At 64.7% G+C, this 22,753-nt stretch carries 14 protein-coding genes; 9 read left to right on the forward strand and 5 right to left on the reverse strand.

Annotation, left to right across the window (positions count from 1 at the left end):
- Nucleotides 1-40 precede the first annotated feature (40 nt).
- Genes HLH45_RS11325 through HLH45_RS11335 form a run of 3 tightly spaced genes read left to right on the forward strand, consistent with a single transcriptional unit; the run spans nucleotide 41 to nucleotide 3,062 of the window.
- Nucleotides 41-1,126, forward strand: a complete 1,086-nt coding sequence (locus HLH45_RS11325) for an aminotransferase class V-fold PLP-dependent enzyme (RefSeq protein ID WP_228996792.1) — start codon at nucleotides 41-43, stop codon at nucleotides 1,124-1,126.
- Nucleotides 1,123-1,914 carry an SDR family oxidoreductase gene (locus HLH45_RS11330; RefSeq protein ID WP_014089672.1) on the forward strand — a complete coding sequence of 264 codons (792 nt, stop codon included), beginning with the start codon at nucleotides 1,123-1,125 and terminating at the stop codon, nucleotides 1,912-1,914. Before HLH45_RS11325 ends, HLH45_RS11330 begins: the two co-directional genes overlap by 4 nt.
- 11 nt (nucleotides 1,915-1,925) lie before the next feature.
- The gene (locus HLH45_RS11335) at nucleotides 1,926-3,062 is read left to right on the forward strand and encodes a pyridoxal phosphate-dependent aminotransferase (protein WP_008571138.1); all 1,137 of its coding nucleotides are present in this window, start codon (nucleotides 1,926-1,928) and stop codon (nucleotides 3,060-3,062) included.
- A gap of 357 nt (nucleotides 3,063-3,419) precedes the next feature.
- Here the strand turns inward: HLH45_RS11335 and HLH45_RS11340 are convergent, their stop codons facing one another.
- Entirely contained in the window at nucleotides 3,420-5,681 is a 2,262-nt protein-coding gene (locus tag HLH45_RS11340) for a methyl-accepting chemotaxis protein (protein ID WP_008571139.1), read from the reverse strand.
- A 944-nt stretch (nucleotides 5,682-6,625) separates the two neighbouring features.
- Here HLH45_RS11340 and HLH45_RS11345 point away from each other — a divergent pair.
- Nucleotides 6,626-8,554: an alpha-L-fucosidase gene (locus HLH45_RS11345; RefSeq protein ID WP_008574322.1), complete on the forward strand. Its 1,929-nt coding sequence runs from the start codon at nucleotides 6,626-6,628 to the stop codon at nucleotides 8,552-8,554.
- 166 nt (nucleotides 8,555-8,720) lie between these two features.
- On the forward strand, nucleotides 8,721-9,074 hold the full coding sequence (locus HLH45_RS11350) for a hypothetical protein (protein WP_033478826.1): 354 nt from the start codon (nucleotides 8,721-8,723) through the stop codon (nucleotides 9,072-9,074).
- A gap of 236 nt (nucleotides 9,075-9,310) precedes the next feature.
- Here HLH45_RS11350 and galA read toward each other — a convergent pair whose 3' ends face one another.
- The 4 genes from galA to HLH45_RS11370 form a co-directional block, all read right to left on the reverse strand.
- Nucleotides 9,311-11,875 (reverse strand): beta-galactosidase GalA, encoded by a 2,565-nt coding sequence (gene galA / locus HLH45_RS11355; RefSeq protein WP_008574319.1) that lies wholly within the window; start codon nucleotides 11,873-11,875, stop codon nucleotides 9,311-9,313.
- A complete protein-coding gene (locus tag HLH45_RS11360) occupies nucleotides 11,872-13,083 on the reverse strand; it encodes a glycoside hydrolase family 53 protein (protein WP_008574317.1) in 1,212 nt (403 codons plus the stop codon). Before HLH45_RS11360 ends, galA begins: the two co-directional genes overlap by 4 nt.
- A gap of 184 nt (nucleotides 13,084-13,267) precedes the next feature.
- Nucleotides 13,268-15,961 (reverse strand): TonB-dependent receptor, encoded by a 2,694-nt coding sequence (locus HLH45_RS11365; protein ID WP_008574315.1) that lies wholly within the window; start codon nucleotides 15,959-15,961, stop codon nucleotides 13,268-13,270.
- Between the two features lie 514 nt (nucleotides 15,962-16,475).
- Entirely contained in the window at nucleotides 16,476-17,861 is a 1,386-nt protein-coding gene (locus HLH45_RS11370; RefSeq protein WP_008574314.1) for a helix-turn-helix domain-containing protein, read from the reverse strand.
- Nucleotides 17,862-17,999: 138 nt separating this feature from the next.
- On the opposite strand from HLH45_RS11370, the gene HLH45_RS11375 reads away from it, so the two are divergent.
- Genes HLH45_RS11375 through HLH45_RS11390 form a run of 4 tightly spaced genes read left to right on the forward strand, consistent with a single transcriptional unit; the run spans nucleotide 18,000 to nucleotide 22,678 of the window.
- A complete protein-coding gene (locus HLH45_RS11375; RefSeq protein ID WP_008574312.1) occupies nucleotides 18,000-19,505 on the forward strand; it encodes a CoA-acylating methylmalonate-semialdehyde dehydrogenase in 1,506 nt (501 codons plus the stop codon).
- A gap of 10 nt (nucleotides 19,506-19,515) precedes the next feature.
- Nucleotides 19,516-20,697 carry an acyl-CoA dehydrogenase family protein gene (locus HLH45_RS11380; protein ID WP_008574310.1) on the forward strand — a complete coding sequence of 394 codons (1,182 nt, stop codon included), beginning with the start codon at nucleotides 19,516-19,518 and terminating at the stop codon, nucleotides 20,695-20,697.
- Entirely contained in the window at nucleotides 20,694-21,491 is a 798-nt protein-coding gene (locus HLH45_RS11385) for an enoyl-CoA hydratase (protein ID WP_008574308.1), read from the forward strand. The genes HLH45_RS11380 and HLH45_RS11385 overlap by 4 nt, the downstream gene beginning before the upstream one ends.
- Complete coding sequence (locus HLH45_RS11390) at nucleotides 21,491-22,678, forward strand: enoyl-CoA hydratase/isomerase family protein (RefSeq protein WP_008574305.1); 1,188 nt, start codon at nucleotides 21,491-21,493, stop codon at nucleotides 22,676-22,678. The genes HLH45_RS11385 and HLH45_RS11390 overlap by 1 nt, the downstream gene beginning before the upstream one ends.
- Nucleotides 22,679-22,753 lie beyond the last annotated feature (75 nt).

Consider the following 22,753-nt stretch of genomic DNA (forward strand, 5'->3'; position numbering starts at 1 on the left):
TGTCATGGTCCTGCAACGGCAAGCCGAGCTGCGCGCGCGCATGGAACGTCAACCCGCGGCGTTTGTCCTGCGCGAACTTCCGCTGTTGCTGGACGAGGCTCGTCAGGCCCTGTGCGAGGTGATCGGCGCCGATCCCGAGGATCTGGCTCTTGTCCCCAATGTCACCACTGCGTTGAGCGCGGTGCTGCGCTCGCGTGTCTTCGTGCCGGGCGATGAGATCCTCACCACCGATCACGCCTATCTGTCCTGTGCCAATCTGCTGGATTTCATTGCGCATTCCACCGGGGCGGTGGTGGTGGTGGCCAGGGTACAGGTGCCTGTCAGTCATCCCGATGAGATCCTCGATGCGGTGCTCGATCGCGTGACCACGCGGACACGCTTGGCGGTGCTGGACCATGTCAGCAGCCCGACCGCCATCGTGTTCCCGATCGCAGCATTGGTGCAGCGCCTGGACGCGATGGGGGTCGACACGCTGGTGGACGGTGCGCATGCACCGGGCATGCTGGCGCTGGATCTTCGCGCCATTGGGGCGGCCTACTACGCAGGGGATTGCCACAAATGGCTGTGCAGCCCGCGCGGCGCGGGTTTCCTGCATGTACGAAGCGATCGCCAGCAGGGCCTGCATCCGGCAGTGATCAGTCGCGGCTACGGCGATACGGCGACACGTAGGCCGCGTCTGCATCTCGAGTTCGACTGGCTGGGCACTTCGGATCCGACCGCGCTGCTTTGCATTCCCGCCGCGCTGCAGTTTCTGGCCGGCCTGCTGCCTGGCGGCTTGGACGCCCTGTACACACGCAACCATGCATTGGCCACCAGCGCAGCTGCGCGTCTTGCACAGTCGTTGCCGTTGATGCGCGTGGCCCCGGATACGATGGTGGGCAGCATGGTGGCGTTGCTGATGGAATGCCAAGCTCCGACGATCACCGCCGCCCAACTGCAGGATCGGCTGTACGACGCCCACGCGATCGATGTCGCAGTAGCCGCCTGGGCAATGCCATCGGGGCAGTTGGTCCGGCTATCGGCGCAGGTCTACAACGCCCTGGACGACTATGCCCGGCTGGGGGAGGCATTGGCTCACTGCCTTGCGGCACCAAGCGATGCCCAGACGCAAGGAGTGCTGGCATGAGCATTCCCGGCTTCGAGAACAAGCATGTCGTGATCACCGGTGGCGCAGGCGGGATCGGTATCGAGCTGATCAAGGTCTTTGCGCATGCGGGGTGCAAGGTGACCTTTACCTACCGGCCGGGCGAAGACAGTCGCTTGCGCGCAGGCGCGCTGGTAGAGGCGATCGGTGCCGATCGGGTGGTTGCACGCGTTCTGGATGTTGGCGATCGCGACAGCCACGCACACTTCATGCAGGCCCTGCGCGAGCCTGTCGACATCGTCATCCATAATGCGGGCGTCGGCACCAAGACCGTGGAGCGCGCAGCGGCAAGCCACAAGGAACAGGACGAGGTGTTCTTCCGCGTCAATACGCTCGGGCCGTTGTGGTTGAGCGAAGATCTGATTCCCGGCATGCAGGCTCGCGGGCACGGGAAGATCCTGTTTATGAGTTCGGTGGATGGCGGCATCACACATTTCCCACGCTTCCGTGCCGCCGACGGCATGAGCAAGGCGGCGGTGGCGTTTCTGGGCCGGCAACTGGCTGCGACGTACGCGTGTACCGGCATCGATGTCTTTACCGTCTGTCCAGGCGCGACCGATACGCCGATGTTTCAGGCCAGTACCTTGAACGCGCTGTCGTCCGAGCAACGACGGGTGCTCGAAGCCTCGCTGCCGGGGGGACGGTTGATTCATCCACGCGAGATCGCCGATCTCTGCTTCTACCTCTGTCGCGAGGAGGCGCGCATCCTGCGTGGCGCCGTCATCGATGCATCGCTTGGCCTGGGTGTCTGCCCGGCCGTCATGGGATAAGGACCGCACGCATGCCTGTACCGTCGAACAGTTTTTGGGAGCAATGGCTCACCGCGCATCGTGCCAAGCCCGAGGCCTGCGTGACCTACTCGTTGTCGCCCCCGCCGCCGTTGCAGCCGTTCCTGTCGCAACTAGATCCAGCGTCGTCGCTGGACTGGACGGGTGAGGATTACCAAGGCTTGCCCAGCTTGCGCGAGCGGGTGCTTGAGCAGTACGGCTACCGTCCGAGCTGCGATGTGGACGATGTGCTTATCACCGCCGGTGCGCAGGAGGCCAACTATCTGGCGCTGACGCAACTGTTGCGTGCGGACGACGAATTCATCATCGACGCACCGGGCTGGCAGCAGCCACTCGTACTTGCCGAGCAGATCGGTGCGGTCGCCAAGCGGGTGCACCGGACGGAAGCATCTGGCTGGGAGCTGGACATCGCGCAGCTCGAATCGCTGGTGACGCAGAAGACCAAACTCATCTTCCTGTGCAACCCGAACAATCCCACCGGGCGGGTGGAAGATGCGCAGACGGTGCAACGCATCATTGCCGCCGCAGACCGGGTTGGTGCGTACATCTTGTCCGACGAGGTCTATCGTGGACTGGAGTGGACCGGGCAGGAGACCCCGCGTATCGCAACGCTGTACGCGCGCGGCATCAGTACCGGAAGCGTCTCCAAACTGCTTGGTTTGCAGGGCTTGCGTACCGGGTGGATGGTGACGCGCGACCGCGCGCTACTGAACGCGGCGATGGTGTTGCGCGAGAACACCAGCGAGATCATGAACGTGCTGGGCGAGCGCATTGCCGAGATTGCGCTACGACCGGAATACTTCGGGCCGGCGGTGACGCACTCGCGTGCTGTCGGGCAAGAACGAATCGCGTTGCTGGATCGTTTTGTCTCCGGGCAGCCTGCGTTGACATGGACGCCGCCGCAAGCCGGGCTGCTGGGACTTGCACGCTTGCATTTGCCGATCGGTGCCGATGATTTCAGCAGGCAACTGCTGGCGCCGCCATACAACACGTTCGTGATGTCCGGTGGTGCGTATGCCTGTCCGCAGCATATGCGTCTTGGAGCGGGCGGGGTGTCGCTGCCGGAACTGGAGCTGGGGCTTGCACGGATGGCGCAGTTATTGGCGGCGATCAGGCAGGACCGGCAGTAGCCCGGCTACGGCGGCGTTCGCGTCTGGCCTGTCAGCGCGCATCAGCGAACGGGTTTTTGATACGCCATGACGTGTTCGGTGCCTGTCGTCCGTTCGACAGTGCGGGCTATGGCGGCTCAGTCCGATTTGGACGACATAACCCGTGACACAGCCTGCTGCATGTTCCCGGCCTGCCTGGCGCGGAGATGCCAGTCCGGCTGCTTGCGCAGCCGGCCGTCAGTCGATGCCTGTGTGGTTGGAAAGTGCAACTGGGCGTCGCGGTGAAGCTGTCAGGTGAGTGTGGAGGAAGGAAGAATCGCAAAAAATCCCGCGCTGGCAAGGCCAGCCCGACGAATGGGAACGCCTCTGGTCGCGCGCTTAGAAATCCTGCCAGTCGGTACTGTTGCTTGCGACACTCCCTATTGCCGCCTGCCTGGCCGGACGCTTGGCCGCTACTGTGGCGACGTCGTGCTTGGCGGTGGCGACTGGCTTGCGCTTGGGCTGCAGCACGGCGGGCGCAATCGGGCGTATGGCGGCCGGCCGCTCGGCTTGGATCTTGAAGATCGACACCGCCTGGGTGAGTTCGCCGGCCTGTTCTTCCATCGAACGTGCGGCAGCAGTGGCTTCTTCCACCAGCGCGGCGTTTTGCTGGGTGGTTTCGTCCATCTGGGTGACGGTGAGGTTGACCTGTTCGATGCCCGCCGACTGTTCCTGCGAGGCAGCAGAGATCTCGCCCATGATGTCGGTGACGCGCTGCACGCTGGCAACGATTTCCGCCATGGTGGTGCCGGCGGTGTGCACCAGGGTGGAACCTTCTGCCACCCGCTGTACCGAATCGTCGATCAGGCTCTTGATCTCCTTGGCGGCCGCGGTGGAGCGCTGCGCCAGCGTGCGCACTTCGCTGGCCACCACGGCAAAGCCGCGGCCCTGTTCGCCGGCGCGCGCCGCTTCCACCGCGGCGTTAAGCGCCAGGATGTTGGTCTGGAACGAGATGCCGTCGATGACGCTGATGATGTCGGCGATCTTCCTGGACGAGGCCTCGATGCCGCTCATGGTCCCGACGACCTTGCTGACGACGTCGCCACCTTGCGAGGCGACGCTGGCAGCGCCGATCGCCAGTTGATTGGCCTGGCGGGCGTGCTCGGCATTCTGGCGCACGGTGGAAGTGAGTTCTTCCATCGACGCTGCGGTTTCTTCCAGATTGGCAGCCTGCTGTTCGGTGCGCTGCGACAGATCCTGGTTGCCGGCGGCGATTTCACTGGCTGCCGCGTTGATCGACACCGCCGAGTGCTGGATGCGCCCGACGATTTCGGCCAGCTGCGTGGTGGTGGCATTGGCATCGTCGCGCATCTGCGCGAACACGCCCTTGAAGTCGCCGCTCATGCGTGCGGTCAGGTCGCCTGCAGCGATGGATCGCAGCAGCGAGGATAGCGATTGCAGGTTGCCGTCTGCGGTGGACATCAACTGGTTGAGGCTGTCGACCATGATGTGGAAGTCGTACTGGAAGCGGCTGGCATCGCCACGCGCGCTGAAGTCGCCATTGGCGGCGGACTGCGCAAGTTGCTTGATTTCCGCGTTCATCGCCGACAGGTTGGCCTTGACCTCGTTCATGGTCTGCGTAAGCACGGCTTTTTCGCCGGGCAATGCGTCCATGCTCACGCTCAGATCGCCAATGGCATAGCGCCCCATGATGCGGGCGAGCGTGGCCTGCACCTCAAGATGCGAGGCAACCAGCGCGTTGGTGTCCTGTGCCATGCGGCCGTACTCGCCGGGGAACGCATCGGCGTCGATTCGGAAGCTGATCTGTCCCTGGTCATGGCGCTTGGCCATGTCGGTCTGCGCGTGCAGCAACGACTGCAACTGCGTCTGCATGCCGCTCATGGCACGTAGCAGGCGACCGGTTTCATCTCGCGCGTTGGACTGCACCTGGTTGTCCAGTTGGCCCTTGGCAATGGCTTCGGCGGCCTTGGTGGCGCGGGCGAGCGGGTGGGTGAGGCTGCGGGTGATCAGCCAGGCAAGCAGGGCGCTGACGGTGACCACGGCCACGCCGCCGAGAAACAACAGCCACTTGGCGCGGGTCAGGGACTGCACAGCGTCGGCGTAAGCTTGCTGGCTCTGTTCTTCCTGCCGGCTGACCAGCTGGCGGATCTTGTCCTGCCATGCGGCATTGGCCTGACGCCCCGTCTCGTTGAGCAGTGCCTGCGCGGCTGCGTTTTCGTCTTTGGCCGCCAGTGCCATGACCTGATCATTGATCTTGCCGGAAATCAGGCGCTGCGCATCCATTTCCTTGCGGATCTTGCGGCCTTCTTCCGAGGTGGGCAGCGTATCGAGCTTTTCGCGCAGTTCCTTGTAGCGCTGGCGTTGCGCCTTGATCGCTTCCAACGCCTGTGCGTTGAGCGCTTCGCTGGTGGCCATGGCGTAAGTGCCCAAGGCGATCATGATCGACGAGTTGGCGTCCAGCATCCCGTTGCCCATCTGGATTTTGGCCATACGATCCAGCACGATGAAATCCAGCTGCTTCCTGGCGCTGGCCATCGAGCTCAGCCCGGTCGCGACCAGCAAGCCCGAAAGCACGATCAGCAGGCCGAAGGCGGCGCCGAGACGGCGACCGACGGAATAACGTTGAAGTAAGGCGGTCATGCAGCAGTCCCGGAATGAAGTTGATGGGCGCCGTCCGGTCAGCTGTGTGAAGAATGCATGAAGGTGGGCAGCATCGGGATAACGACAGGAAATCGTCAAACTTGACTCCCCGCGGTACCGCTCGGATTTAGGCCCGAGTTGCAACGTCGACGTTCAGACCCCAGCGCCGGCAAGCGCTGCATGACGAAGTCAAACCATGGCAGCGGCCGCTTTCTGTGCCGTCATTGCTGACCTCTGCTGTCCATCTCGTTGCGGTTGTCGGGTCTGCTGCCTGCAACCTTCCCGTGCGACAGCCGCGCATGAAGGACTGCAATCAGGAATGGGCGTGCTGCCGTCGACGCGCCGGGCGATCTGCTGGCCGCGCTGCGCCAGGCGCGCTGCTGAACCCGACGCTGATTTCGCATCTAGTTCCACTCGTCTCGCGGAACGCCTGATGCGAACCGTCTTCCTGGATCGTCGTCCTTACACAGAACAAGGCTGTCGCCGCGGTGGAACGACCGGCGGATGAGGGCATCCTGGAACACCCAAGGCATGCGAAGCCACGTCTCGCGCCACTGTGCCAGGTAGATTTGCGATAGGCGCGCCATCGCGTGTCTTGTTGTCCTGATACATGTCAGCACCAGACGCGGCGCGGCGAAATCTCCGAATGACTGCCGGTTTACCCGAAGGATGGAAATTCAGCATCACCGCTCAGGGTTCTTTGCTGGAACTGGAGCCGATTCGGGCGCTCTCAGCGATATGACGCGAGAGCCGGCAAGGCGCCGTGGGGCGAACCATTCGCCGTCGACCATGAACGCTTGTCGCATGTTTCCACGTTCTTCGACGCCAGCCGGGACAGCGCCAGTGCGTGTGCGGTGCTTGCATCACCATCCGTTGCTGCGGGGTAGGACGCTTCGCCGTTGGAAAAGCTAAGATCGAAACTTGTGCAAAGTCGGAAGTCGCCAATGATCGATCGTCGTACCTTTCTTGCCACGGGTGTGGTGGCCGCTGCCGCCAGCTTCGGCGCGTCGGCAGCGCGCATCGCGCAGACGCCGCGTGCCAGCGGGCCGGCGCCGTGGGGTGCGGTGCCCAGCCCGCGCCAGCTGCGCTGGCATCGGTGGGAGCAATATGCCTTCGTGCATTTTGCGATGAACACCTTCACCGACAAGGAATGGGGCTACGGCGACGAGGATCCGCGCAAATTCGATCCCAGCGATTTTTCAGCCGACCAGATCGTCGCTGCTGCGAAGGCCGGCAATCTGAAAGGGCTTATTTTCACTGCCAAGCATCACGATGGATTCTGTCTTTGGCCGACACGCCTGACCGAGCATTGCATCCGCAATTCGCCCTACAAAGACGGCAAGGGTGACATCGTCGGCGAGATGGCCGCGGCGTGTCGACGCGCTGGCCTGGCCTTCGGTATCTATTTGTCTCCCTGGGATCGCAACCACGCCGAATATGGCCGCCCTGGCTATCTGGACTATTTCCGCAAGCAGATCGTCGAACTCTGCACAGGCTACGGGGATCTGTTCGAGTTCTGGTTCGACGGCGCCAATGGCGGCGATGGTTATTACGGTGGGGCGCGCGAATCGCGCAAGATCGATGCGCCTGCGTACTACAACTGGCCGCGGATGATCGAGCTGGTGCATCGGCATCAGCCTATGGCATGTACCTTCGATCCGCTTGGCGCCGATATCCGGTGGGGCGGCAACGAAGATGGCATTGCCGGCGATCCGTCCTGGCCGACCATGCCCAATGCGCCGTACACCCAGGAAAACGGCAATTCCGGCGTGCGCGGAGGGGCGTTGTGGTGGCCGGCCGAAACCAATACGTCGATTCGTCCGGGCTGGTTCTATCACGCCGACGAAGACGGCAAGGTGCGGAGCCCGGAGAATCTGGTGCGCTATTTCGACACCTCGGTGGCGCGCGGTACCAACATGAACCTGAATCTGCCGCCCGACCGACGCGGCCGCATCCCCGACCACGACGTGGCGGTGCTGCAGAGTTTCGGCGACGCGATCCGCGCCAGCTTCGCCATCGACCTGGCCAAGGGCGCCAAGGCCAGCGCCAGCGCCTCGCGCGGTGCCGGGTTCGAGCCGGCGCGCGTACTCGATCGCCAGCCGGACAGCTACTGGTCCACGCCGGACGAGGTCACCACGCCGACGCTGACGCTGGAACTGTCGAGCGCGCACAGCTTCGACCTGATCCGGTTGCGGGAGTATCTGCCGCTGGGCGTGCGCGTCACCCGCTTCGCGGTCGAAGCCGAGGTCGATGGGCAGTGGCGGCGGCTGGCCGAGGCGCAGTGCATCGGTGCACAGCGGATCGTGCGTCTGGAGCGCCCGATCGCCGCACGCCGGGTGCGCCTGGTCGTGCTCGAGGCGCCGGTCTGCCCGGCGATCAGCGAATTTGCCCTGTTCCGCGCCGTTGCGCCGGTGCCGGTCGCACGGCCGACGGCGACAGCGCCGGACGTGCTGTCCACCGCCGGCTGGCGCATCGTCGAGGCGAGCGCGCCAGGGGCGGAGACGTTGCTCGACGACGATGCCAGCACGATCTGGATCACGCCCGCACCGACGCCGGGCCATCCCGTGCAGGTAACCATCGACCTCGGCGGCTCGCGTCAGGTTGCCGGGTTCAGCCTCACGCCCTCGCGCGCAGTGATGACCGGTGCGGCGCCGCCGAAGGGCTATCGCGCAGAAACCAGCGAAGATGGCCAGCACTGGCAGCCGGCCGGCGCGGGCGAGCTATCCAACATCGCCTATGCGCTCTCGACCCAGCGGCTGAATTTCCCCGAAGTCCGCCAGAGCCGCTATCTGCGGCTGTCGTTCGCGGAGACGGCCGTGCCCGCCGAGCGGCTGGCGATCGCAGGGATCGGCGCGTTCTCACGCTTGCGATGAGAGCCTGCACTCCCGCGCGGCCGTGCGTCGCGTGGGAGGGGATTGCTGGGTGGCGACAGTTTCGTGCGTCGAAATACGTCAAGCGAAGCGATGGAGAGGGCGCTGGCCGCAGTCGCACCACGCGGTGATCTGAATCTTCAACCTGCCTTGCACGCCGCCGTTCCAGATCAGGCGCTATGGTGCGCGGCGCATTACGCAAGCGAGCTGGCTGGATATGCAACAGAAACAACACGAGTGGATGCAGGCCGTGACCGAGGCGCTCAGCGATCTGCTGGCCGCGCGCGTGGCCCAGGCCACGCTGCTGGAGGCGATGCTGGTCTCGCATCCGGATCCGGTCATGCTCAGGAAGGCGTGGGATGAACTGTCGTCCCAGCGCATCGCCTATGTGGCGCAGAAGAAGGCGCTGGCCGACGACCCGCGTCCGATGGATGCCCAGACCTTGGAGCAATTCCGCGCGTGGGAAGAAAAACTCAACCGCTATTTTCCGCGCGACCCGGCTGCCGGAAGTGCGCAGACCTGAGGTTGCCGGTATCACGCGAACGGTCGCGAGCTGACCGGTCAGCACTGCCGACGATGTTCTGGCCGCGGCCAACGCCCGCATGCGATCTTCTACCTGGGATCACCTGCTCGGCCATCCCCGTCAGCACACATGCCGATGGCTGGCCTTCGACTCGCGTATGGCATCGCGACGCTACCGAGGCCACCACTGGCCCAGGTAACGCAGCACGTTCCGTTGTCGTGCGCAGCGACTGCGTTTCAAGCCACCGACGCGCGCGCTCGGGTGGGCTCGGCAGGCAGGCGCAACGTGGATGCGGTCAGGCCAGGCGCGGTGGCCTGCAGCACGATGTCGCCGCTGCTGCGCGTGGTTTGCAGCAGCGCCGCACACAGGCCGTTGAATGCCTTGCGCCGCGGCGCCTTGTCGTCTTCGTGGCTGCTGGGATCGCCATTGCCGACCCCAATCAGCCGTGCAGGTCCGCGCAGCGCGAACTGCACCAGGTTGTCGGCAGTCGGTACCAGGCGGCCTTGTGCGTCGACGATTTCCACCTTGACCACTGCGACGTCTTCGGCATCGGCACGCAGCGTGTTGCGATCGCAGCTCAAGCGAATCGCCGCCGGCTTGCCCGTGGTTTGGCGACGCTCGCTCAGCACCAGCTTGCCGCCGCGATAGCCGCGCGCTTCGATCATGCCGGGCGCATAGAGCACACGCCATTCGACATGGCCGTAGGCCGGCACCTGCTGCGTGCCCTGGCTGACGCCGTTGACCAGCAGTTCCACCGCCTCGAGATTGCTGTGGCACCAGACCGCGATGCGGCCGTTGTCGTCGGGCTGCAGCAAGCCGTCCCAGTTCCAGTGCGGGAACAGATGCAGTACCGGTTCACTGGTCCACTGCGCGCGGTAGTACCAGTAGTTGTCTTTCGGAAAACCGCAGCTATCGAGTACGCCGAATTGCGAAGCCACATTCGGCCAGCGGTTGTAGGGCGTGGGCTCGCCGCGATAGTCGAAGCCGGTCCAGATGAAGCCGCCGGCAATGTATGGGCGTTGCGCGACATAGCTCCACCAGGCTTCGGCGGTGCTGGCCCACCAGGGGTGGTCCAGGTCGTAGGCACGGGTATAGCCGCGTTGGTCGTCGCGCTGATAGTTGCCGCGCACTGACACGGTGCTGCCGGTTTCGCTGCCGTAGATCGGGATGTGGGGATATTGCGCGTGGAAGCCATCCATCTGGCTGGTGCGGTAGTTGAAGCCGACCACATCCACCACCTGGCCCACGCCATCGCCAAAACCTTTGTCCATCGCGAAGGTCGTGGGGCGGGTGGGATCCAGCTGGCGCACGCGTTGTTGCATGCGGGTCACGATGCGTGCACCGCGCGCGGTCACTTGCTGCGGCTCTTCGTTGCCGAGCGACCACAGGATGACGCTGGGATGATTGCGGCCACGCCGCACCATCGTTTCCAGTTCGCCCATCGCTTCCGGGTCGATGGACATGCGGCGGGTTTCTTCGATCACCAACATGCCGAGGCGGTCGCACAGCGCGAGTAATTCCGGCGTGGCCGGATTGTGCGAACTGCGGTAGGCGTTGCAGCCCATCGACTTGAGCTGGCGCAGGCGCCAGGCGTGCAAGGCGTCCGGAATGGCGGTGCCGACACCGGCATGATCCTGGTGATTGTTGGTGCCATGCAGCTTGAGCGGTGCGCCGTTCAACAGGAAACCGCGTTGCGCATCGAAGGCGATGCTGCGCACGCCGAACGGCGTCACCAGCGCATCGAGCGCGGTGCCGTCGCTGTGCACGCTGGTGGTCAGGCTGTAGAGCTGCGGGGTGTCGATCGACCACAGCGCCGCCTGCCCGAGCGGCAAGGTCTGTTCGACCACCTGCACCTGGCCGGGCGCGACCGTGATCGCTGCGCTGGCCGCCTGCGCCACGGTGCGTCCATCCGGTGCGGCAATGCGCGCCTGCACCACGCACTGGCGTGGCGCGGTGCCGTCGTTGCGCACTTCGGTGGAGAGCTGCGCAGTGGCGTTGCCGTCCTGCACGCTGCCGCGTACGAACACACCGTCTTGCGGAATGTGGAGGGGGTCGGTCTTCTGTAGCCACACATGCCGGTAGATGCCGGCGCCTTCGTAAAACCAGCCTTCGCCCAGCGTGGCATCCACGCGGATGGCGATGATGTTGGGCTTGCCGTAGTCGAGCACTTCGCTGAGGTCGACCTCGAAGCCGCAGTAACCGCTCGCGTGACGGCCGACGATGTGGCCATTGCAGAACACGATGCATTCGCGAAACACGCCATCGAACACCAGGCTGATGCGCTTGCCCAGATCGCTTGCCGGAATCTGCAGCGTGCGCCGGTACCAGCCCACGCTGTTCTGCGGGAAACTCGTGCCCAGCGGCTTGTAGCCGTGTGCAGCGGCCGGGTCTTCCTCGGTCATGAAGGCCGAGATCGGCTCCTGCCGAAATGGCAAACCGACGGCCCAGTCGTGCGGCAAGTCCACCTGCTGCCAGGCGCTATCGTCGAATGCCAGTTGCGCGGCGGTCGCGGTGTCCTTGCCGGCCTTGGCGAAGGTGCGCTGGAAGGTGCCGAATTCGAAATCGCGCGCGGCATCGCTGGCATGGCCCAGGTGGAAGCGCCAACCGAAGTCGAACAGCAGACGCTCCCGCGGTGCCAGCGCTGCATCGCCTAGCGCTGCTGTCGATACGGTGTTTTTGGCCGCAGGTGCAGCCATCGCGCCAGGCGATGCCAAAGCACCGGCTGCCCCCACCGGCAACGCGGCGCTCACGCCACTTGCCAGCATGCCGCGCAGCAACTCGCGTCGATTGATACCACTCATGGCTGCGTCCTTTTGCCGGCATCTACCGAACTCTCTGGCGCGCTTGCATCATGCTTGCCCGCGTCGGATGTACGCGATGCAGGCACACCGGTATACGGGTGGCGCATGAAGTCGATCGCCGGCAACACCTCGTTGCCGTGCTTGAAATCGAAGAAGCTGGCGTTTTCCCACGACGAGCCGGTGCCCCAGCGCGTTTTGCAATGGCTGCTGGTCCATGCCGGCTCCCAATACACCACGCCGGCGCCGCCGGTATCGATGACCAGTTGGGTGAGGTCCACCATGTAGCGCGCCTGGCCTTGCGGCGTGGCCGGGTAGCCGGCAATCAGCGAATCCTCGCCGAGCAGATTGTGCGAGGTGTCGCCGGAGTCCAGCGTCCACGGGTACGCGGTTTCCACTACCACCACATCGGCATCATAGCGGCCGCGCAGGCGCCTGATGGTCTTGCCCAGCTCGGCCATCGATTGCGTGGACCATTTACGGTAGTAGCTGATGCCGATCAGATCGAAATCGGTGACGCCGGCCTTGGTGGCATCGGCGAACCACGGCTCCACATTTTCCGGCTGGGCGATATGCAGCATCACCCGCGGTTTGATCGCCGAGCGTACGCTCATGTCGCGCACTGCCTTGATGCCGGCGTTGAACAGCTTGGCATTGCGCTGCCAGTTGATGGGGCGCTTTTTGTCCCAGGGCGTGCTGTCCATCAGGTCGGAATTGCTTTCGTTGCCCACTTGCACGAGCTCGGGCATCAGACCGGCACGGTCGAGCGCGCTGAGCGTGTCATAGGTGAAGCCGTACAGCGTGCGTGCCAGTTCATCGGTGTCGGTGATGCTGGCCCAGGCCTTGGGGATCAATTGCTTTTCGCCGTCGGCCCAATCGTCGGAGTAGTGCAGATCCAGCAACACCTGCATGCCTTGCGCGCGTGCACGTGCAATGGTCTTCTTGACGTCCGACAGGTCGCTGTAGCGGGTCCAGCGCGCATCGTTCCACAAGCGTACGCGCACCAGATTGGCCCCGTGCGCATGGAACAGTTCGAACGGATCTTTGACCACGCCGTTCTCGCGGTATTGCACACCGCATTCTTCCATCTCGTTGACGTAGGACAGGTCCGCGCCGAGATACAACGTGGCGGGAGCCGGGGCGGCGTGTGCGAAGGTGGAAATGGTCAGCGCCAGGAGCGCGGGTGTCCAGAGACGGCGTGGTGAGCGCATGCAATTCCTCGACAGAGACAACGTGGAGCGGGTGACAGCATGCCGCAGGCGGCCGTGCTGCTGCACGGCCGCTGTGCAGAGTCCAAACGTGGCTTGCAGATTGGATTCCACCTAGTAGCTGCGGTGTTATGCAGGTGCAATCAGATCGGCTGCGCAGCAGCATGTGCAGCCGATCAAGCGACGCCTAGAACTTGTAGGTTGCTTCCAACTGGTAACGGCGACCGAATACCTGGTAGCCGCCATCGTCCTGATTGGCCAGCCGGTTGGGCTTGTTGTCGGTATAGGCGCGCAACGGCTCGTTGGTGAGATTGCTGGCCTGGAAACGGAAGCCGAGCTGCTTGCTGTACTGCCAGTTCAAGCTCAGATCCACCGTGCCTTCGCTTTGCAGGCGCGCCAGCCGTGCGGCATTCCAGCCGTACACCACCGTGTAGGGGCTGTGGTACTTGTAGCCCACGCGCGCTTCGAAGGTGCCGTTGCTGTACCACAGGTCGAAGGTGCCGGTCTTGCGTGCCAGCCCGCTCAACGGCAGCGGGTTGTCTTCCGGCGAGAATTCCTTGAGGTTGGAATCGACCAGCGAATAGTTCGAGTAGACGCCGAAGTTTTCCATGTGCGGGATGAAGTAGAACGGCGTCTGGAAGGTGAGCTCCACGCCATTGATGTAGCCGCCACCGCCATTGAACGGCGCGCTGACCAGGTAATCCAGGCCGTTGATCGTTTCGCGGTCGGTGCGGTAGCCGATGCTCGAATCCACTTCCTTGCGATACACCGCCAGGGCGGCGAGCGCTTCGGTGTGGAAGTACCACTCGTAAGAGACATCGACCTGGGTGGCCTTGAACGGGTCCAGCTGCGGGTTGCCGCCGCTGCCGGTGAGCTGGCCAACGGTCACGCTGGGGTCGTCCAGACGGCGGCCGGTGCGCAGTTCGTCCAGCGGCGGACGCGCGATGACCTTGGCCACTGCAAAGCGCAGGATGCGCTGGTCGTCGATCAGGAAATTGAGCGTGGCACTGGGCAGCACGTCGGTGTATTCCTTGCTGCCGGTGCTGGGCTGGATGGTGCTGCCGACCGAATCGAAACCCTCGCTGTTGGTCCTGGTGTTGACCAGGCGCACGCCGACATTGCCGGTGACATCGGTGCCGAACAGCTGCGAGCTGAAGACCGCCTTGGCGAAGGCTTCGCGCACGTCTTCCTTGACGTTCCAATGGTCGAGCAGTTGTTCGTCGAGCGTGCTCGGATCGAACCCGCCAAAGCCGATGCGTGCGATCTCGGCCATGTTGCCGCCGGTCAGCGTGGGCACGTTCAAGTCGGGCATGGTGACCGGGTAGATCAGGTCCTGATACGCCGAGATCGGCTGATCGTAGCCGGACTGGTTACTGAGAAAGCGACGGTTCTGTTTTTCGCGACGCGCGGCGCGTGCGCCCAGTTCCAGCGACGTGAACGGGCCGGCATCCACGGCGCGGCTGGCGTTGAGTGCCAGCGCAGCGATCTTGTCGCGCAGCGCCTGCGGCTCGGTCTGCCCGGCAATGCCGTATTCGGGCGTGTCCGAGCTGGTGCTGATGGTGGGGGTGACGCTGCGACGGAAATCGAACGAGATGGTGTCCGGGTTGCTGCCGAAACGCACCGCCTGCCAGGTGTTGTCGCGCTTGGCCTGCGAAAACGACAGGTCGCTGCCCAAGGTCCATACATCGCCGCTCCACTTGGCGTTCAAACCGCCGGCGGTGAGTGTCTTGACCTCGTTGTAGTGGCTGACCACATGGTCGACCTGCAGGTTCGAATTGGCCAGCGTACCGGCCACCACATCGCCATCGACGATGGTGTAGGACGAGCCCGGCGTGGTGTATGGATTGGTGCTGCCGGAGAAGGTGCTGAAGGCCAGCCCGTTGAACCAGTTCTGCAACTGGTCTTCGTCGATTTCGATGCGCGAATACAGGCCGTCGAACTTCAATTCGAGATTGCCCGAGCGCCACTGCACGGTGCCCATCGCGCCGGTGCGGGTCTGGTCGATCAGCTTGAGCTGGTCGGCCGCGCCCCACGGGGTCGGGTCCACGGTGCCGTCGCCATCCACATCGCGCGAGGTGGTGGCATCGGTATAGCCCCAGCTGCCGATCGACGAGCTGGCGTTCTTCTGCTTCTGGTAGGTGGCGCCGAAGGCGACCGCCAGGTTGTCGTTGAGCTTGTGCACCCAGCTGGCGCCGAAGCGGCTGCCCCACGGGCTGTAGCCGTCCACATCCTTGGCGTGGTCGTAGAACACCGGGCCGGCGGTGCCGACGAATCCCGGACCGGTGTAGTCGAGCGGGCTGATGGTGGAGATGTCCACGGTGGCGGCAAGACCGCCGGCGACCAGATCCGCCGACTGGGTCTTGTAGACCTTGACGGTGGAAACGATCTCGGTGGGGAACACCTCCCAACGCACTGCGCGGTTGGGCTCGGACGAGGCGATTTCGCGCCCGTTGACGGTGCCCATGGTCATGCGCGGGCCCAGCCCGCGCACGGTGGCCAGGCTCTCGTTGCCGCGGTCGCGGGTGCCATTGACGCCGGGCAGCCGCACCAGCGCCTCGGCCACGGTGACGTTGGGCATCTGGCCCATGTTGTCTGCGGAAATCACTTCCACGACATGATCGGACATCTGCTTGGCTTGCACCGCCTGATTCAGGCTGGCGCGCTGGCCGATCACGGTGATGTTGTCCAACGTGACCGGCGCCTGGCCATTGCTGGCGGCGCTGCTGGTGTCGTTGGCCGGCGGCGCGGCGGGTGCAGTGTCCTGTGCATGCGCGCCGAACGCTGTGGCCAGCACGCAAGCGATGGTGGTGCACAGGATGGCGCGAACGGGCGTGCGGCGCAGGCGCCGACTGGCCGGGTGGCCGGTATGGTGAACAGGCATCGGTTGATCCCTCCCAGGACAAAGTGACCGAATACGGTGGTAGCTGCTGGTGCGGCCAGCCGCATGGAGCGGGGCGGGCGCATCTGCGCGGGTGTGGCCAGTGGTGCTGTGCTGCGTGATCGCTGTTGGTCGTTCGGTGCGTGACGCCGCACGCGCGCTGCGGCGCGCTGGCGTCCCCCCTGTCTTGCATGTGTCCGCTTCAGGGTAGAAGCGCAAGCCATTCCATTCCAATGAAGCATTTTGCGGCAGCTATCTCGGCTTGGAATGCTGCGCTGCGGCACTCGCGCTTGCTTGGCCCCTGAAGGTAAGGCGGTGATGCGGCAGAAGCTTTGGCATCGGGGCGGGTGCTTGGCTGACGTGGACTGATGCGATTGCCCAAGGCTGTTGCCGCTTGTGCACGCGGCGGGAGCGCCAGAGTGGCCAATGCAATAGCCCAGGTGCAGTGTGTCTGTCGTTGCGATCGCGGGCCGACGCACGGCTACGTCCGACAACCAGATCCACTTCCACCAACTCGCTAACGCGCGCGCGCGGGCAGGCGCGGCAGCGCAGGAAACGCGCGCTGCACGCAGTCGCTGCGTTCGCAGGTCAGGCAGCCCGGGCCGATCGGTACCGCATCGTCGACCGCGTTCAGATCCCAACCCCGCGCATACACCAACTGATCGGCGTGGCGCAGGTCGCAGCCCATTGCCAGGGCAAAGGTCTTGCGCGGGCGGCCATACCCCGGCGGACCGCTGCTGACCTGGCGGGCCAGCCAGAAATAGCGCCGGCCGTCGGGCATGCGCGCGATCTGGGTGAGGATGCGGTCAGGCTGGTTGAACGCCTCGTACACGATCCACAGCGGGCAGGCGCCGCCGACATGCGAGAAATGGAAATCGGTGGCCGAGTGGCGCTTGGAGACATTGCCGGCGCGGTCCACCCGCATGAAGAAGATCGGCAAACCGGCTGCCCCGCGCCGCTGCAAGGTGCTGAGCCGGTGACACACCGCTTCGAAGCCCACGTCGAAGCGGTCGGCCAGCCATTCGATGTCGTAGCGCGAGGTTTGCGCGCTGTGCAGGAACGCGCTGTAGGGCATCACCAGCGCGCCGGCGAAATAGTTCGACAGGCCAATCCGCGACAGCGCGATGCGCTCGGCGTCCTCGAAACCGGCATCGGCAATGCGCGCGTCCAGCAGCGGCGCGCACTCCAGCAAGGCCAGCTGTGCGGCCATCTGAAATGCCTGCTGGCCCGGCCGCAAGTGCGCCGGCAGCCACAGCACACGGGCTTGCGCATCCATGCTGCGTTTGTCGCTGTGCAGGTCGGGAGCGTCCTGCACCAGCAGGCCGTGGCGATCGGCGAGGCGTTGGCGCAGCCGCAGCGGCAGATTTTCCGGGGTCAACCCAAGTTCGGCGTAAAGCGCTTCGGCGCGCTCGTCCAGTTCCGGCAGATAGTTGTGCGCGCGGTTGAAGTAGTCGCGCACCTGCTCGCCGGGCGATAGCGATGGGATTGCCGCGTGCTCGACCCCGATCTGCAGCTCCAGCGCTGCGTTGCGTTCGAGCAGATGCTGATGGGCGCGGTGCAGGTCCAGCAGCGCCTGCGCTACCTGCGGCAGATTGCCGGTCAGCGCACGCAGCTCGGCCGGCAACAGCGTATGGCCCAGGCTGCGCAGCGATGCGTCCAGCGGCTCGACCAGTGCGGCCGGGTCGTCCAGGTCCAGCAGGCCGTCCAGGTCGCCCAGCGCGCTCTTGAGCCGCTGCTGGATGGCCAGGGTGAGCGGGCGCTGATTGCGCTCGATCTGGTTGAGATAGCTCGGCGACAGCTCGAGCCGGCGCGCCAGCTCGGCCTGGGTCAGGCCATGGCGCTGGCGCAGCCGCTGCAGGCGCAGCCCAAGCTGGTGGCGGAGTTGAGCGTGCGACTGGGGCATTCGCAAGATTCGCAAAATTGTGTCGTCAGCTTAGCGCGATTAAGCAATAGCGGGCTGGGAATGGAGGGTGTCGATGCAAACAATGCGAAGTATTGGCCTGCAATGGCCCGATGTCCTTCTCAACAAGCGAGCCCTGCAATGAGCCAATCCGTCCCCCGCGTCTTCCTGTTGATCGATGGCGAAATGGTGGTGTCCGCCAGCACGCAGTGGCAGGACGTGGTCAACCCGGCCGACCAATCGGTGTTGGCCCAGGTGCCGTTCGCCACCACCGCCGAAGTGGATGCCGCAGTGGCGGCGGCCAGCCGCGCCTTCGTGACCTGGCGCAAGACGCCGATTGGCACCCGGGCGCGTATTTTTCTCAAATACCAGCAGCTGATCCGGGAACACATGCCCGAACTGGCTGCGCTGCTCAGCGCCGAGCAGGGCAAGACCCTGGCCGATGCCGAAGGCGATGTGTTCCGTGGCCTGGAAGTGGTGGAGCACGCCGCGGCGATCGGCAACCTGCAACTGGGCGAGCTGGCCAACAATGTCGCCACCGGCGTGGATACCTATAGCCTGCTGCAGCCGTTGGGCGTGTGCGCGGGCATCACCCCGTTCAACTTTCCGGCCATGATTCCGCTGTGGATGTTTCCGATGGCGATTGCGACCGGCAACACCTTCGTGCTCAAGCCCTCCGAGCAAGACCCGATGGTGACCATGCGGCTGGTGGAACTTGCGCTGGAAGCCGGCATTCCCAAGGGCGTGCTCAACGTCGTGCATGGCGGCGAGGAAGTGGTCAATGCGCTGTGCGATCACCCCGACATCAAGGCGTTGTCGTTTGTCGGTTCCACCAAGGTGGGCACGCACGTGTATCGACGTGCCTCGCTGGGCGGCAAACGCGTGCAATGCATGATGGGCGCCAAGAATCACGCCGTGGTGCTGCCCGACGCCAACCGCGAGCAGACGCTCAATGCGATGGTCGGTGCCGCGTTCGGCGCCGCCGGGCAGCGCTGCATGGCCGCCTCCACGCTGGTCCTGGTCGGTGACGCCCGTACCTGGATTCCGGAGTTGGTGGCCAAGGCCAAAAGTTTGAAGATCGGCGCCGGCAACGCGCCGGGCACCGAGGTCGGTCCGCTGATTTCCTGCGCCGCACGCGAGCGGGTGGAAGGCTTGATCGCCTCCGGCGTGGAGCAGGGCGCCACCCTGGAACTGGATGGCCGCGCGCCACAGGTGCCGGGCTTCGAGCAGGGCAACTTTGTTGGCCCGACCATCTTTTCCGGCGTCAAACCCGGCATGCGGATCTACGACGAAGAGATCTTCGGGCCGGTGCTGGTGATTCTGGAAGCCGCCACGCTGGACGAGGCCATCGCCTTGGTCAACGCCAACCCCAACGGTAACGGCACGGCGCTATTCACTCAATCCGGCGCGGCTGCGCGGCGTTTCCAGGAAGACATCGATGTGGGTCAGGTCGGCATCAACGTGCCGATTCCGGTGCCGGTGCCATTGTTTTCCTTCACCGGCTCGCGCGCTTCCAAGCTCGGCGACCTGGGCCCGTACGGCAAGCAGGTGGTGATGTTCTACACCCAGACCAAGACCGTGACCGCGCGCTGGTTCGACGATCAGACGCTGGCCCATGGCGTCAACACCACCATCTCCCTCAAGTGACCCGATCGCCATGAATGCAGCCATCCAGCTCCACCCCAACGCGGCCGATTTGAACGACGAGCAGGAAGCCTTCCGCGCTGCCGCGCGCGACTTCGCCGACAAGGAACTCGCCCCGCATGCAGCGCAGTGGGACGCAGAAGGTCACTTCCCGCGCGAGGCCATCGCCAAGGCCGCCGAGCTTGGCTTTTGCGGTCTCTACACCGACGAAGGCGTGGGCGGCCTGGGCATGCGCCGCCTCGATGCCGCAGTGGTGTTCGAAGAACTGGCCACGGTGGATCCGTCCACCTCGGCGTTCATCAGCATCCACAACATGGCCACCTGGTTGATCGCCAGCTACGGCACCGATGCGGTGCGCGCGCAGTGGGGCCAGGCGATGACCAGCGGCGCCAAGCTGGGCTCGTACTGCCTGACCGAACCGGGCAGCGGCTCGGATGCGGCATCGCTGAAATCGCGCGCCCAGCGCGACGGCGACAGCTATGTGCTCAATGGCAGCAAAGCCTTCATTTCCGGTGCCGGCGCAACCGACGTGCTGGTGGTGATGGCACGCACCGGCGAAGACGGTGCGCGTGGCATCAGTGCCTTCGTGGTGCCGGCCGATGCGCCTGGCATCAGCTACGGTCGCAAGGAAGAGAAGATGGGCTGGAACAGCCAGCCGACGCGCGGTGTGAGCTTCGAAAACGTGCGTATTCCGGCCGAGAACCTGCTGGGCAATGAGGGCGAAGGCTTCAAGATGGCGATGAAGGCGCTGGATGGTGGCCGCATCAATATCGCCGCATGTTCGTTGGGCGCCGCGCAAGGCGCGCTGGATGCCGCGCGTCGCTACATGGGCGAGCGGCGCCAGTTCGGCAAGAAACTGGCCGATTTCCAGGCATTGCAGTTCAAGCTGGCCGACATGGCCACGCAGCTGGTGGCCGCGCGGCAGATGGTGCACACCGCCGCGCGCAAGCTCGATGCCGGCAGCCACGACGCCACCGTGTGGTGTGCGATGGCCAAGCGCTTCGCCACCGATGCCGGCTTTGCCATCTGCGACGATGCCTTGCAGATCCATGGCGGCTACGGCTATATCCGCGAATACCCGATCGAGCGTTTGCTGCGCGATAGCCGCGTGCACCGCATTCTGGAAGGCACCAACGAGGTGATGCGCATGATCGTGGCGCGTCACCTGCTCAATGGCGAGGAGGAATTGCGATGAGCGATTGGGAAGGACGTCTCCATACCGGTCTGCAGGTCGAGCGCGATGGGCACGTGGCCATCGTGACCTTGAGCAACCCACCGGCCAACACCTGGACCTTGCACAGCCTGGCGGCCCTGCGCGACCTGGTGCGCGCACTGGATGCCGACCGCAGCATCTATGCGCTGGTGATCACCGGCGAAGGCGAGAAGTTCTTCAGCGCCGGGGCCGATCTCAAGCAGTTCGCCGACGGCGACAAGGCCAATGCACGCCAGGCCGCGCGCCGGTTCGGCGAAGCATTCGAAGCCTTGAGTGCGTTCCGCGGCGTGTCGATTGCCGCCATCAACGGCTATGCGATGGGCGGCGGGCTGGAGTGCGCATTGGCTTGCGATCTGCGCATTGCCGAGCAGCATGCACAGCTCGCGTTGCCCGAAGCCAGCGTTGGCTTGCTGCCGTGTGCCGGTGGCACCCAGAACCTGCCGCGTCTGGTGGGCGAGGGCTGGGCCAAGCGCATGATCCTGTTGGGCGAACGTATCGATGCGGCAACCGCGCAGCGCATCGGCCTGGTGGAAGAGGTGGTCGGCAAGGGCGAGTCGCGCGCGCTGGCGGTTGCCTGGGCGCAACGTGCCGGCAAGCAGAGCCCGGTCAGTGTGGCGGCGTGCAAGCAGCTGGTGCAGTCCACGCGCCATGGCACCCACGCAGCGGCGTTGATTGCCGAGCGCGAAGCCTTCGTCGATCTGTTCGAGCACGCCGATCAGGCCGAAGGTGTGGCCGCGTTTCTGGACAAGCGCGCGCCGCAGTGGAGCAACCGCTGATGGGGCAGGTCAGCGCAACCGACGAGGCACCGGTGCTGTTCGAGCAGCGTGCGTGCGCCGATGGGCATCGCATCGGCATTGCCACCTTGAATGCGCCCAAGACGCTCAACGGCCTGTCGCTGCAGATGACCCGGCAACTGGAGACGCAGTTGCGCGCGTGGGCCGACGACGCGCAGATCGCGTGCGTGGTGTTGCGTGGCGCCGGCGAAAAAGCGTTCTGTGCTGGTGGCGATCTGCATGGCCTGTACCAGAGCATGCGTGCGCACCGCGATGCAGTGCCCGACAGTGCAACGCGACGCGCAGCGCCGCAGGCCAACGCGCAGGCGGCCGCATTTTTCGAAGAGGAATACCGGCTCGACTACCGCATCCATACCTATCCGAAGCCACTGCTGTGCTGGGGCCACGGCATCGTGATGGGCGGTGGCATCGGCTTGATGTCCGGCGCCAGCCATCGCGTGGTCACCGAACGCTCGCGACTTGCCATGCCGGAGATCAGCGTGGGGCTGTTTCCCGATGTGGGTGGCAGCTGGCTGTTACGCCGCGTGCCCCAGGGGGCCGGCCTGTTTCTGGCGCTGACTGGCGCGCCGCTGGATGCCAGTGATGCCATTTACGCGGGGCTGGCAGATGTGCGCCTGGAGCATGCGCAGTACGCAGCAGTGCTGGATGCGCTGAGCGCGCACGCATGGACAGGCAATGCGGACAACGACCGCACCCAGCTCAGTGCATTTCTGCATGGCATCGCGCAACCGACCGAGCCGGGCCCGCTGCAAGTCCACGCACAGTTGATCGAACAGTTGGTGGCCGGCGAATCACTGGAGCACGTTGTCGCTGCGATCCTGGCGCTGCAAAGCGAAGACGGCTGGCTGCAGGCTGCACGTGCCAACTTGGCCGCGGGGGCTCCGGGCTCGGCACGCCTTGCCTGGGAGCTGCATCGCCATGCGGGCACCACGACGCTGGCCGACACCTTCCGTACCGAATACGTGGTCGCATTGCATGCGGCGGCGCACGGCGATTTTGCCGAAGGCATCCGCGCGCTGTTGATCGACAAGGATCGTCAACCGCACTGGCAACCGGCGTCGCTGGAAGCAGCCGATGCGCAGTGGGCCGCAGCCTTCTTTGTTGCGCCCTGGTCGCCTGCATCGCATCCGCTTGCCGATCTGGGGGCAGGCGAGCTGGGTGTGCAGTGAGTGGCTGGCAACTTGCGAAGCATGTTCGGCTCACGCCGGATTGCAGTGCGGTTGCCATCTCTGACCTGCGTCATC

Origin of the sequence: Xanthomonas euvesicatoria (assembly GCF_013112235.1) — a bacterium.
GTDB lineage: Bacteria > Pseudomonadota > Gammaproteobacteria > Xanthomonadales > Xanthomonadaceae > Xanthomonas > Xanthomonas euvesicatoria.